15 protein-coding genes are annotated in these 12,555 nt (G+C 75.3%); 11 read left to right on the top strand and 4 right to left on the bottom strand.

Going from position 1 to position 12,555, the window contains the following annotated elements; all coding sequences use genetic code 11:
• Positions 1–11 precede the first annotated feature (11 nt).
• On the top strand, positions 12–638 hold the full coding sequence (locus ABD158_RS06575; RefSeq protein ID WP_344005367.1) for a maleylpyruvate isomerase family mycothiol-dependent enzyme: 627 nt from the start codon (positions 12–14) through the stop codon (positions 636–638).
• Between the two features lie 40 nt (positions 639–678).
• On the opposite strand, the gene ABD158_RS06570 is transcribed toward ABD158_RS06575, so the two are convergent.
• Positions 679–2,136: a M28 family metallopeptidase gene (locus tag ABD158_RS06570; RefSeq protein WP_344005365.1), complete on the bottom strand. Its 1,458-nt coding sequence runs from the start codon at positions 2,134–2,136 to the stop codon at positions 679–681.
• Positions 2,137–2,220: 84 nt separating this feature from the next.
• On the opposite strand from ABD158_RS06570, the gene ABD158_RS06565 reads away from it, so the two are divergent.
• Positions 2,221–2,721 carry a hypothetical protein gene (locus ABD158_RS06565; protein WP_344005363.1) on the top strand — a complete coding sequence of 167 codons (501 nt, stop codon included), beginning with the start codon at positions 2,221–2,223 and terminating at the stop codon, positions 2,719–2,721.
• Between the two features lie 24 nt (positions 2,722–2,745).
• On the opposite strand, the gene ABD158_RS06560 is transcribed toward ABD158_RS06565, so the two are convergent.
• From ABD158_RS06560 to ABD158_RS06550, 3 genes are read right to left on the bottom strand one after another with little or no spacing between them, the layout of a single operon-like run.
• A complete protein-coding gene (locus ABD158_RS06560; protein ID WP_344005361.1) occupies positions 2,746–3,744 on the bottom strand; it encodes an alpha/beta hydrolase in 999 nt (332 codons plus the stop codon).
• Positions 3,745–3,780: 36 nt separating this feature from the next.
• On the bottom strand, positions 3,781–5,055 hold the full coding sequence (locus ABD158_RS06555; protein ID WP_344005360.1) for a DUF1501 domain-containing protein: 1,275 nt from the start codon (positions 5,053–5,055) through the stop codon (positions 3,781–3,783).
• Between the two features lie 8 nt (positions 5,056–5,063).
• Positions 5,064–6,638: a DUF1800 domain-containing protein gene (locus ABD158_RS06550; protein ID WP_344005359.1), complete on the bottom strand. Its 1,575-nt coding sequence runs from the start codon at positions 6,636–6,638 to the stop codon at positions 5,064–5,066.
• A 155-nt stretch (positions 6,639–6,793) separates the two neighbouring features.
• Here ABD158_RS06550 and clsA point away from each other — a divergent pair, with 155 nt between their 5' ends.
• The 9 genes from clsA (at position 6,794) to ABD158_RS06505 (ending at position 12,487) form a co-directional block, all read left to right on the top strand.
• Entirely contained in the window at positions 6,794–7,405 is a 612-nt protein-coding gene (clsA, locus tag ABD158_RS06545) for a cardiolipin synthase ClsA (RefSeq protein WP_344005358.1), read from the top strand.
• Positions 7,398–8,270 (top strand): DUF881 domain-containing protein, encoded by an 873-nt coding sequence (locus tag ABD158_RS06540; protein ID WP_344005356.1) that lies wholly within the window; start codon positions 7,398–7,400, stop codon positions 8,268–8,270. The genes clsA and ABD158_RS06540 overlap by 8 nt, the downstream gene beginning before the upstream one ends.
• Positions 8,267–8,599 (top strand): small basic family protein, encoded by a 333-nt coding sequence (locus ABD158_RS06535; RefSeq protein WP_344005354.1) that lies wholly within the window; start codon positions 8,267–8,269, stop codon positions 8,597–8,599. Before ABD158_RS06540 ends, ABD158_RS06535 begins: the two co-directional genes overlap by 4 nt.
• Entirely contained in the window at positions 8,592–9,401 is an 810-nt protein-coding gene (locus ABD158_RS06530; RefSeq protein WP_344005352.1) for a DUF881 domain-containing protein, read from the top strand. The genes ABD158_RS06535 and ABD158_RS06530 overlap by 8 nt, the downstream gene beginning before the upstream one ends.
• A gap of 10 nt (positions 9,402–9,411) precedes the next feature.
• The gene (gcvH, locus tag ABD158_RS06525; RefSeq protein ID WP_344005350.1) at positions 9,412–9,801 is read left to right on the top strand and encodes a glycine cleavage system protein GcvH; all 390 of its coding nucleotides are present in this window, start codon (positions 9,412–9,414) and stop codon (positions 9,799–9,801) included.
• Positions 9,802–9,868: 67 nt separating this feature from the next.
• Positions 9,869–10,414, top strand: coding sequence for a double zinc ribbon and FHA domain-containing protein (locus ABD158_RS06520; RefSeq protein WP_344005348.1), 546 nt, complete (start codon positions 9,869–9,871; stop codon positions 10,412–10,414).
• Positions 10,415–10,455: 41 nt separating this feature from the next.
• Entirely contained in the window at positions 10,456–11,154 is a 699-nt protein-coding gene (ftsR, locus tag ABD158_RS06515) for a transcriptional regulator FtsR (protein WP_344005346.1), read from the top strand.
• Positions 11,155–11,183: 29 nt separating this feature from the next.
• Positions 11,184–11,648 carry a bifunctional nuclease family protein gene (locus tag ABD158_RS06510; RefSeq protein ID WP_344005344.1) on the top strand — a complete coding sequence of 155 codons (465 nt, stop codon included), beginning with the start codon at positions 11,184–11,186 and terminating at the stop codon, positions 11,646–11,648.
• Positions 11,649–11,845: 197 nt separating this feature from the next.
• Entirely contained in the window at positions 11,846–12,487 is a 642-nt protein-coding gene (locus ABD158_RS06505; protein ID WP_344005342.1) for a MerR family transcriptional regulator, read from the top strand.
• Positions 12,488–12,555: the final 68 nt, after the last annotated feature.

Below are 12,555 nucleotides of genomic sequence, written 5' to 3'. Positions count from 1 at the left end.
CGGCGGCGCCCGTGACCGACATCGACGTGATGGCCGAGGCCGAGGCGGAGCGGCGCGACCTCGCCGCGCTGCTCGCCGACCTGGACGACGGGGAGTGGGCCGCCCCGTCGCTGTGCGCCGGGTGGACCGTGCGCGACGTGGTCGCCCACCTGCTGTCCTTCGAGGGCCTCGGCCCGCGTGTCGTCGCGGCCACGCTGCTGCGCGGACGGACCGTCGCCGGCACCAACGCGGTCGCCCTGGCCCGCTGGGCGGACGCGGGGCCCGCCGAGCTGCGCGCCCGGCTCGACGCGTTCCCGCGCCCGACCGGGCTGACGGCCGCGCTCGGCGGCAGCGTCGGCCTCGTCGACGGCGTGATCCACGCCCAGGACGTCCGCCGACCGCTGGCCCGACCGCGCGCGATCCCGGCGCCGCGCCTGCGTCACTGCCTCGGCTTCGCCGTCACCGCCCCGCCGCTGCGCGGGTTCTGGGCCGTGCGCGGGGTCCGGGTCGTGGCCACGGACGTCGACTTCGCCCACGGCCGGGGCCCCGAGGCCCGCGGGACCGGCGAGGCCGTGCTGATGACGCTCGCCGGTCGCCGCGGGGTCGCGGCGGAGCTGACGGGTCCGGGCGCGGACCGGCTCCGCGCCCGGCTGGGCTGACCCGGCTGGGCTGAGCCGCGGGCCGCTCGGCCGGGACGGGTCAGCCGGGGACGGGGAACACGGCGGGGCTGCGGTGGCCGCCGGGGCCCACGGACCGGACGCCGAACACCACGTTGTCCTTCGACAGGTCGACGGTCGCGGTCGTCGTGTCGCCGACGTCGATGACCTTCTCCCACAGCGGCTCCTCGGTGGGCCGCCACACCACCTCGTAGGAGGTCGCGCCCCCCGTCCCCGGCGACCACGTCAGCGTGGTGTCGTTGGTGAGCTGGGTGGTGTCGACGGTGACGTCGACCGGGGTGCCCGGCGCCTGGGCCAGCGACCACACGGCGGCCGCGTTGACCCTCGCGACCCGCGCGATGTACTCGAAGTCGCAGAACTCGGGCAGGTCGCCGTACTGCTGTCCGTCCTCGACGCGGACGTCCTGGTGCTGGTGGGCGTAGTCCTCGTTCGGCTCGGTGAACCGGGCGGCGGGATAGCCCTCCTCGAGGAACGGGCGGTGGTCGCCGCCGCGCAGGTAGCGGTCGAGCCGGTAGACCAGCCGGACCTGCATCCCGGTCGCGGCGGGGTCGGCGACCTCGGTGACGAACCGGCCCAGCTGGCGCGCGGGGGAGTCGTTCTCGCCGCCGAGCGTGCCGCGCTGCTCGATCTCCTCGGCGCTCTCCGAGCTCGGCAGGCCCTGCACGAACAGCCGCACGCTGCGCGGGTCGCGGGTGCCGTCGTCGGCGCGGCTGGCGCCGACGATGTCGTCGGTGAACATCGCCTGCACGTCGACGCCCTCCGCCTTGAGGCTGCGCGCGAGGAAGGCCGCGCCGTACAGGCCCTGCTCCTCGCCGGCCACGGCCGCGAACAGGATGGTCGCCGCGGGCCGTCGGGTCGCCATGATGCGGGCCAGCTCCATCGCGATCGCGACGCCCGAGGCGTCGTCGTCGGCGCCGGGGGCGTCGCTCTCGGCGTCCATCACGTCGGTGGCGCGCGAGTCGTAGTGGCCGGAGACGACGTACACGCGGCCCGGGTCGGTGCTGCCCTCGAGGCGGGCCACGACGTTGCTGATGCGGGTCGGGACCGGGATCCGGGGCGCCGGCTCCTGCACGTACGACGGGAGGGTGACCGTCATCCGGCCGCCGGAGGCGCGGGCGTAGCCCCGCATCTGCTCGGCGATCCAGTCGCGGGCGGCGCCGATGCCGCGCTGCGGGTCGTTTTGCGACGACAGGGTGTGGCGGGTCCCGAACGCCGCGAGCCGGCGGACGGTGCGCTCGATGCGGCGTGGGTCGACCTCACGGAGGATCGCCCGCAGCTCACGGTCGACCGGCTGCGGTCGGAGCCGGCGGCCGGGCCCGGCCGGCCAGTCGTCGTCGCGGCCGGGGCCGGGGGAGCGACCGTCGGCGGGCGCGGCCTGCGCGGACGGGGCGAGCGCGGCGGCGGCGCCGACGGTGGTGCCGGCCATGGTGCCGGCGAGCACTCCGCGGCGGGTGGGCTGGGTGGGTCCCGAGATGGACATGCAACCTCCTCGACAGGGGCCTCCAGCCTGCCACGGGAGCCTCCGGCATGCTGGAGGCGACGACCGACGAGAGGGAACGACGCGATGCGACGCACGACGGGACCGGTGGTGACCGTGCTGGCGGCCGGGGCGCTGCTGGCGGGCTGCGGCGCCGTCGAGGGTGTCGTCGGCGGTGGCACGGAGGCCTACTGCGCGGACCTGGAGACCGCCCAGCAGGACTTCGCCGGCATCACCGGCGAGGGCGACGCCGCGCCCGACGCCGCGGCCATCGAGTCGAGCATCGCGACCTTCCGCGACCTCGGCGACGCCGCGCCCGAGGCCGTCGCGGACGACTGGCAGGTCGTCAACGACAACCTCGACGAGCGCGAGCAGGTGCTCGCCGACGCGGGCCTCACGTGGAGCGACCTCGCGTCCCTCGGCCCGGGGGGCGACCTGCCCGACGGCACCACCGAGGACGACCTCACCACCCTGGGCACGGACCTCCAGGCGCTCAACACCGAGGACTTCGCCGACGCCAACGAGGCCATCGCCGCCCACGCGCGGGACGAGTGCGGTCTCGAGGCGCCCCGGCTGCCCGAGGGCTGAGCCGCCACGACCTGCGGGGCCGGGTCAGGCGAGGTGGGTGCGGAGGTGGGCGACCACGGTGCGCAGGGCGGTGGTCGCGTCGCGGGCGAGGTAGGGGAAGCCCACGAAGCCGTGGGGCATCGCGGGGAACTCGCGGACCGCGACGTCGGCGCCGGCCGCGGCGAGGGCGTCGGCGTACGCCGCGCCGGTGTCGCGCAGCGGGTCGTGGCCGGCGAGCACGACCAGGGTCGGCGGCTGGGTCGCCAGGTCCGGGGAGCGCACGGGTGAGAAGCGCCAGTCGGCCGGGTCGCCGTCGTCACCGACGTAGCTGTCACGGAAGAACCGCAGGCCCTCGGCGGTCAGCACCGGCGCCGACGCGTGCTCGACGTACGACGGGGTCGCGCCGACGTCCTCGGTGAGGTCCGTGGCGGGGTAGAGCAGGGCCTGCGCCCGCACGCGGGGGCCGTCCTCCGCAGCGGCGGACAGGGTGGTGACGGCGGCGAGGTTGCCGCCCGCGCTCTCCCCGAGCACCCCCAGCCGCTCGGGGTCCCCGCCCAGGTCGGCGGCGTGCGCGTGGGTCCAGCCCAGCGCGGCCCGACAGTCCTCGACCGCGGCGGGGAACCGGTGGCGGGGTGCGAGCCGGTAGTCCGGCGCGACCACGACGGCCCCCAGCGCGCGGGCCACCCAGCTCGCGGTGAAGTCGGACTGGCGCGCGCTGCCCACGACGAACCCGCCGCCGTGGAGGGCGAGCACGACCGGTCGGGGGACGCGCGCCGGGCCGGCGGGACGGTGCACCCGCACCGGCAGCGGCCCGGCCGGCGTGCTCACCGCGGTCCGCTGCACCACGGTGCCCCGCCGTCGGTGGCCCACGGCGAGCCCGACGGCCCAGCCGGCGGGCCCGCGGTCGGGCAGCCCGCGGTCCTGCATCCGCGTCAGCCGCTCGGGAGACAGCGACGCGACGCGCAGCCCGGGCACGCGGTCGACGAGGTGGCCGACGATCCGGACGCCGGGGGGCAGGGGCTCCGGGGGAGGGGTGCCGCTCACCCGTCCATCATCGCGGGGCCGCCCCGGCGGGGACCCTCAGGCCATGACCCCGACGGTCTCGGGGCTGAAGCCGGGGAACACCTGCGCGCTGCTGGTGCCGAAGCGTCGGGAGACGACCTCGGACAGGACGCTGCGGTAGTCGGTGGTGACCAGGAGGTCGGCGTCCGGCGCGTCCGTCAGGCCCGGCCAGCGCCCGTGGTAGCGGCCGCCCCGCACCCCCGCGCCGGCGAGGAACATGACGTTGCCGAAGCCGTGGTCGGTGCCCCAGTTGTCGTTCTCGCGGACGCGCCGCCCGAACTCGCTGAGCGTCACCAGGGTGACGTTGGCGGCCGCGGGGCCCAGGTCGGTGAAGAAGGCCGCGACGGCCTCGGCGAGCTCGGTGGTGTTGCTCCTCATCCGCCCCCACTCCAGGTTGCCCATGTCGGAGTGCATGTCCCAGTCGCCGTGATCGACGGTGACGACCTCGACGCCGACGTCGCCCCGCAGCACCCGGGCGACCTCCTTCATGGCCGAGCCCAGGTCGCCCTGGGGGTAGCGGGCGCCGTTGCGGGGCCCCGACGGGACCGCGTGGACCGGGGCGAAGTCGGCCACCGCGGCGAAGCTGCTGCGCACGGTGCGGCCCAGCGGGCCGGCGTTGCCGCGCCAGAGCAGGTCCAGCGAGCGCTTGCGGCCGTCGTCGACGACCCACTGGTCGTCGCCGGCGATGCCCACCGAGTCGACGTTGCGGGCGCTCATCACGTCGTGGGCGCCGTACATCGAGGCGGGTGGCACGCCCCCGCCGACGTGCACGCCCTGCAGCGGGGAGGTGTAGGAGTCGGCGCCGAGGAAGCGGTTGAGCCAGCCCGAGCGGACGGCGGAGCCGGGGTCGGCGTCCTCGATCTCCTCCATCGCGGAGAAGTGGGAGCGGTTGGGCGCGGGCAGCCCGGTGGCGTGGACCGCGGCGAGCCGCCCGGAGTCCCACAGCGGCAGCAGGGGGGCGAGCGCGGGGTGCAGGCCGAACATGTCGTCGACGGCCAGCAGCCGCTCCTTGGGGACCCCGATCCGCTTCCGCGCCGTGTAGTACGCCGGGTCCGCGTGCGGGACGACCAGGTTCAGGCCGTCGCAGGCCCCGCGCAGCGACAGCACCACCAGCACGTTGCGGGCCGAGCGGGTGGCCGCGGCGGCCGGGGCCGACCCGCTGGTGGTCACCACCGCCGAGCCGAAGGTGGCGGTGGCGCCGAGCAACGCGGCGGAGCGGAACAGGCCGCGGCGGGACAGGCGGGCGTACTCGTCGCAGCAGGGGGCGGCGCCCCCGACGGGGTCGGCGGTCATGGCGGTTCCTACCGGGTCAGGTGGGCGGGGGAGTCGAGCAGCGTGGCGAGGAGCCGGTGCATGTTCCACCGCACGAGGTGGTGGTCGCGGGTGATCCGCTCGCCGGGCGCGATGCCGGTGGCCAGGCAGCAGGCCTCCAGCAGGGCCGCGGTGGACGGTCGCTGCAGCACGGTGCGGCTGAGGTGGTCGACCAGCAGGCGGAACGTGATCGGGAAGCGGGGGACCCAGGCGGGTGGGCGGCGGTAGGTGACGCCGACCTTGGGCCACCAGCCGCCGGCGAGCACCCAGTGCGCCTCGAAGGACGCGAGCACGCGCGACGGCGAGGACCAGGCGTCGCCGGTGAGCGGGGCGCCGTCGGGCCGGGGCCACGCCAGCGGCGTCGTGCCGAGGTTGGCGACCTGCCACAGCATGGCGTTGACGGCGGCGTCGCCCTGCGTGGGCGGTCCCACCTTCAGCCCCAGCGCGCGGTAGGTCGCGACCACGTCCTCGCCCGGGTCGCGGACCTTGCGGCCCGCGGAGCCGCGGAACTCCGCGCTGGCCACGAGGGCGCGCAGCACCGGCACGATCGCGGTGTCGTTGGCGAGGTAGACCCGCGCCAGCGAGGCGACGAGGGCCTCGGAGGGCTCGTCGCTGACGAACTTGAGCGCGAGCTTGCGGCAGATCCGCGCGGCGGTGGCCGGGTGGTGCGCGAGGTGGGAGAGGTAGCGACGGGTCAGGTCGCGGCCGTCGGGCGAGGCGTTGTCGTCGGCGAAGTCCATGACCCGCACCGGACCGGTGGCGTGCGCCTCGGTGCGGTAGCCCGCCTCCCAGGACCCGAACAGGTCGACCCACCAGCCGGTGAGGATGCGCGCGGACGCCTTGACGTCGTCCTCGCCGTACGTGCCGCGGCCGACGGTGTGCAGCTCCAGCAGCTCGCGGGCGAGGTTCTCGTTGGGGCGCGCCTTCGTCGACCGGGCGCCGTCGAGGTAGATCAGCATCGCCGGGTGGGTGGTCACGGCGAGGAGCAGGTCCTCGAAGCGGCCGAGCGCCCGGGCGCGGACGACCGACCCGTAGGCCGCGCGGTGGGTGAAGGCGAGGTCGCCGTTGACCGGGACGTTGAAGTGGTTCTCCCAGAACTCGGTCATCACCTCCGCGACCTGGCGCTGGGTGAAGGTGCGGCGCATCAGGACCCACCGCTGGTAGTTCTGCATCACCACCCAGCCGCCCTCGACCTCCTGCGCCTGGCGGTCCCACAGCTCCTTCGGGCCGCGCGACAGCGACGGCCACCACGACCCGAAGCCCGACGGCATGCCGTCGGCGACCGCCGAGGGCCGCAGCTGCTTCTCGAACCAGGCGGCCGCCCCGCCGGAGCGGCGGACCTGGGCGGCCAGCGCCGGGGTCAGGCCGTAGGAGAACCGGGAGACGAGGTGGCGCTGCGCCGCGGGCAGCACCGGGGTCGCGGCGTACGTCGCCGGCGCGTACGTCGACCGGGCGGCCGCGGCCGGTGCGGCGGCGTGCACGACGGCCCCGCCGGCCCCGGCGAGAGCCGCTCCGCCGGCCCCGGCGACGAGGGTCCGACGACTCGGCGCGAGGGGGGAGCTCATAGCAGGGAGGCTAGGTCCGCACCACCCTCGCCGTCCTCGGATCGCCTCAAGATCCCCGCAAGCGGAGGGCGCCGGACGCGGCGCCGTCGGCGGGCGGGTCGCGCTCGGCTCGCGGGGGTCGGAGCCGCGGGGTCACGGCGCCGTAGGGTTCAGCCGTGGTCGAGGGACAGCAGGACGAGGTGACGCGCACGCATCGCGTGTGGACGGTGCCCAACGTCCTCAGCATGCTCCGCCTCGCCGGGGTGCCGCTGTTCCTCTGGCTGGTGCTGGTGCCCGAGGCGGACGGCTGGGCGCTGCTGGTGCTGGCCGTCTCCGGGGTGACGGACTTCCTCGACGGCTACCTCGCCCGCCGCCTCGGCCAGCACTCGACGGTGGGCGAGATCCTCGACCCCGTCGCCGACCGGCTCTACATCCTCGCCGTCATCGTGGGCCTCGCGCTGCGCGACGTGATCCCGTGGTGGGTGGCGATCGCGCTGCCGCTGCGCGACGCGCTGCTGTGGGGTCTGGTCCCGCTGCTGCGCACCCGCGGCTACAGCTCGCTGCCGGTGCACTTCCTCGGCAAGGCGGCCACGTTCAACCTGCTCTACGCGTTCCCGCTGCTGCTGCTCGGCGACGGCGAGGGCGTCGTCGCGACGCTCGCCCTGGTCTTCGGGTGGGCGTTCGCGCTGTGGGGGATCGGGCTGTACTGGTGGGCCGGGATCCTGTACGCCTGGCAGGTGCGCCGACTCCTGCAGACCACCGAGCGACGGGTGACCGGCCGTGGCTGAGGGCGGGAGCGGGACGCCCCGCGGGTCGGCCGGGCCCCTGCCCCGGCACGTCACGACGCCCCTGCTGTCGCTGGTGACCGAGCAGGCGCTCGAGGAGGACTACCGCCGCGCGGCCGAGCGTCGCGCCGACGCAGGGGTCCGTCCCGGGCCGTCGCGGCGGGCGGGGGTGCCCGCCCTCGCCGCGGTGGCGGTGCTCGGGCTGCTGCTGGCGGTGGCGGCCGTGGAGACGTCGGCCGACCGCGGCGCCCGCGAGCAGGGCCGGGCGTCGCTGGTGGCCGAGGCGCGCTCGCGCCGCGACCTGCTGGCCGACCAGCAGACCCGCCTCGCCGAGCTGCGGGACGCCAACCTGGCCGAGAGCGCCGCCCTGACCGACCTCGCGGAGCGGCAGGAGTCGGTCGACGACCGGCTGCGCCGCCTCCGCACCATCACGGGCTACGGCGCCGTCCGCGGACCCGGGATCCGCGTGGACGTCGACGAGCCGCCCGGCGGCGACCCGGCCGACGACATGACGCTGCTGCTCGACGGGCTGTGGAACGCCGGCGCGGAGGGCATCGCCGTCGACGGCCGCCGCATCACCGCGCTGACCCGCGTCGCCAGCACGGGGCCGGCGGTGAGCCTCGACGGCCGCAGCCTGGTCCCGCCGTACGAGCTGGACGTGGTGGGCGACCCGGACACGCTGCAGGCCCGGTTCGCGGAGTCGAGCTCGGGGGCGGCGTTCACCGCCCTGGCCGACACCCTGCTGTTCGGCTTCGAGATCACCGGGGTCGAGGAGGTCGAGCTGCCCGCCGCCACGGCGCCGAGCGGGCTCACGGCCCGCCCGCTGCTCGCCCCCGACGACGACCTCCCAGAGAGGAGCGGCTCGTGATCGCCGTGCTCGGCCTGCTCGGCGGCGTCCTGCTGGGCCTGGTGCTCCAGCCCGACGTGCCCGTCGGGCTGGAGCCCTACCTGCCCATCGCGGTCGTGGCCGCGCTCGACGCGGCCTTCGGCGGCCTGCGCGCCTTCCTCGACGGGATCTTCGACGACAAGGTCTTCGTGGTCTCGTTCGTCTCCAACGTGGTGATCGCCGCCGGCATCGTCTACATCGGCGACCGCCTGGGGGTCGGGGGCCAGCTGTCCACCGGGGTGATCGTCGTGCTCGGGATCCGCATCTTCTCCAACGTCGCGGCCATCCGCCGCCACCTGTTCCATGCCTGAGCCCGAGGACCGGCCGGACGACCAGCCGGACGAGCGGCCGGACGAGCGGCCGGACGAGCAGGCCGGGGAGCGGGCCGGGGAGCGCCCCGCGGCGGAGCCGACCGGGCGCCAGCGGCTGCGCGAGGCGTTCCGCAGCCCCGGACGCGGGCAGGTGGTGGTGGCCGTGCTGCTCGCGGCCGTCGGCTTCGGCGCGGTCACCCAGGTCAACGCCACCGAGGAGGACGACTCCTACACCGGCTACCGCCAGCAGGACCTCATCGACGTGCTGTCCGGTCTCGCCGGGGCCTCGGAGCGGGCCCGCTCGGAGATCGCGCGGCTGGAGGAGTCGCGCAGCGACCTGCTCGACCGCAGCGAGAGCCGCCGCTCGGCGCTCGAGCAGGCGCAGGAGGAGTCCGACACCCTCGCGATCCTCGCCGGCCTGGTGCCCGTCCGCGGGCCCGGCGTCCGGATCGAGATCGACGGCACGGTCAGCATCGACTCGATGCTCGACCTCGTGCAGGAGCTGCGCAGCGCCGGTGCCGAGGCCCTGGAGGTCAACGACCGGGTGCGCCTCGTGGCGCAGTCCTCCTTCGAGGCGACCGAGGCGGGCCTGGTCGTCGACGGCGAGCTGCTCGGCCCGCCGTACGTGCTGGAGGCGATCGGTGAGCCGTCGGGCCTGCGTGGCGCGCTGAGCTTCCCCGGCGGACCCGAGGACTCGCTGGAGGACGACGGGGCGACGATCGTGGTCGAGCAGCTGGAGTCGGTCGAGGTCGACAGCGTGGTGGACGACGCCGCGCCCGACGTCGCGGTCGGCGTCGACTAGCCTGCGCGACATGACGACGACGCCCGAGGACCTCCGCTACACCGCCGAGCACGAGTGGGTCCGCGGGCCCGACTCGGCCGGCACCGTGCGGATCGGGATCACGGACTTCGCGCAGGGCGAGCTGGGCGACATCGTGTTCGCCGAGCTGCCCGAGGTCGGCACCGAGCTGGAGGCCGGCAGCACCTGCGGCGAGCTCGAGTCGACCAAGTCGGTCAGCGACGTCTACGCGCCCGTCACCGGGGCCGTCACGGCGGTCAACGAGGCCCTCGAGGCCACCCCCGAGCTCGTCAACTCCGACCCGTACGGCGAGGGCTGGCTGTTCGAGGTCCGGCTCGCGGACGAGGCCTCCATGGGCGACCTGATGGACGCCGCGACGTACGCGGGGACCACCTCGTCCTGACTGGTAGGTTCGGGGTCCCCGCGACGTCGACACCTGCACCGACACCCGCACACCAGGAGACACACCGATGCCGTTCTGCACAGCCTGTGGTCGCCAGAACCCGGACGACGCCCGGTTCTGCGCCCAGTGCGGCACCCGACTGGCGACGGACGTCACCGCCACCGGCAGCCACCCCGCCACGGCCCCCGTGACGCCGGGTGCCGAGCCGGTCGACGCCACCGCGACCATCACCTTCGGCGCTCCCGAGAAGGAGAGCTCGGACCGTCAGCTGAGCCCCGTCGACGCGGCCGCGGTCGACGCGCTGCCGCCGGGCAGCGCGCTGCTCGTGGTCCAGCGCGGCCCCGGGGCCGGCAGCCGCTTCCTGCTCGACCAGGACCTGGTCAGCGCCGGTCGCCACCCGGAGAGCGAGATCTTCCTCGACGACGTCACGGTGTCGCGACGCCACGCCGACTTCCGTCGCACGGCGACGACGTTCCGGGTCAGCGACGTGGGCAGCCTCAACGGCACCTACGTCAACCGGGACCGGATCGACGAGCTGGACCTGACCGACGGCGACGAGGTGCAGATCGGCAAGTACCGCCTCGTGTTCTTCACCGGCCAGCCGCAGGGCTGATGCCCGCACGCTCGTCCGAGGCGGCCTCCCCGGGCCCCCGCATGACCATCGGGCAGGTCCTGGAGGAGCTCCGCGGGGACTTCCCGGGGGTCACCATCCCCAAGATCCGGTTCCTCGAGGACAAGGGTCTGGTCAAGCCCGAGCGCACGGCGTCGGGCTACCGCAAGTTCTCCGACGCCGACGTCGAGCGGCTGCGCCACGTGCTGCGGATGCAGCGCGACCACTACCTGCCGCTGCGCGTGATCGGCGAGCAGCTGGACGCGATGGACGCGGGCCTCGACCCGGTCGTGCCGGAGACCGCGGTGCCGAGCGTGCCGGTGGTCGCGCTGTCCGAGGACGGGATGCCGAGCCCGGAGTCGTTCACGCGCGCCGACGGCCTGCGGCTGTCGCGACGCGAGCTGCTCAAGGTCGCCGAGGTCGACGAGGCGCTGCTGGCCGAGCTCGAGCAGCACGGCCTCGTCCGGCCGCTGACGGGCTCCGCGCTCTACGACACCGACGCGGTCCTCGTGGCGCGCACGGCCCGCGACCTCGCGGAGTTCGGCCTCGAGCCCCGCCACCTGCGCGCGTTCCGCACGGCCGCGGACCGCGAGGTCGGCCTGGTCGAGCAGGTCCTCGCCCCGCTGCGCGCGGGCCGCGACGCCGGCGCACGGGCGCGCACGGAGGAGACCCTGGGCCAGGTCGCCGCGCTCTCGGTGCGGCTCCACGCGACGCTGGTGAAGGCCGGGCTGCGCCGGACCTAGGCCGCACCGGCCCGGGGTAGGGTCGGGGCATGCGTGAGGTCGATGTCATCGGGGTGCGGGTCGAGATGCCGTCGAACCAGCCGATCGTGCTGCTGCGCGAGGTCACGGGCGAGCGGTACCTGCCGATCTGGATCGGGGCCGTCGAGGCCACCGCGATCGCCTTCGCCCAGCAGGGCGTCGTGCCGCCGCGCCCGCTGACCCACGACCTGCTCAAGGACGTGCTGGAGGCGACCGGCCGGCCCCTGACCGAGGTCCGCATCGACGACATGCGCGAGGGCGTCTTCTACGCCACCCTCGTGCTGGACGGCGGCACCGAGGTGAGCGCGCGGCCCTCCGACTCGATCGCCCTGGCCCTCCGCACCGGCACCAAGATCGTCTGCGCCGAGTCCGTGCTCGACGAGGCGGGGCTCGCCGTGCCCGCCGAGCAGGAGGACGAGGTCGAGAAGTTCCGCGAGTTCCTCGACCAGGTCACGCCGGAGGACTTCGAGTCCTGAGCGACGGCGCCGCCCCGGTGGCACCACCGGTCTCACCCTCAACTTCAGGGTGAGACTCGTGACCGACACGCCGGGTCCCCGCGTTGACCCCTTCCGCCCCCCGGCCTACCTTGAAGAGTCTCCGTTGTAACTCCACCGCCGTGGTTCGACCCCTCGCCGCGCGGTTCCCGGGAGTGACGCCACACGGAGGGACAACGATGGAGGACCCCGTGGGCACCGAGGACCAGCCGGCCGAGACGGCCGCGCAGGCAGGCACCGAGGAGATCGAGAGCGCCGCCGCGGCCGCCGACGAGCAGGGTCTGCTGTTCACCGACGACGTCTCGCCCCTGCCCAGCGACACCGGGTACCGCGGCCCGACCGCGTGCAACGCCGCCGGCATCACCTACCGCCAGCTCGACTACTGGGCCCGGACCGGGCTCGTCGAGCCCACCGTGCGCGGCGCCAAGGGCTCCGGCTCGCAGCGTCTGTACTCCTTCCGCGACATCCTGCTCCTCAAGGTGATCAAGCGACTGCTGGACGCCGGCATCTCGCTGCAGCAGATCCGCGCGGCCGTGCAGCACCTGCGCGAGCGCGGCACCGACGACCTGACCCGCGTCACCCTGATGAGCGACGGCGCCTCGGTCTACGAGTGCACCTCCGACCACGAGGTCATCGACCTGCTGCAGGGCGGCCAGGGCGTCTTCGGCATCGCCATCGGCGGCGTCTGGCGCGAGATCGAGGGCACCCTCGCCGACCTGCCCAGCGAGCGCACCGCCGAGGACCCGGTGGTCGAGGCCCCGGCGGCCCCGAGCGCGGGCGACGAGCTTGCCGCCCGTCGCGCCGCCCGCGCCACCGGCTGACCCGGCACGAGCACCCGCGACGTCCGCGCCCGGTCGGCCCGGGCACGTCGTACCGACACCGAGTCGGC

It is taken from the genome of Nocardioides lentus, assembly GCF_039529515.1.
Lineage (GTDB): Bacteria > Actinomycetota > Actinomycetes > Propionibacteriales > Nocardioidaceae > Nocardioides > Nocardioides lentus.
The sequence above is the reverse complement of the archived record's forward strand: the minus strand, read 5'-3'. Positions and strand labels throughout refer to the sequence as shown.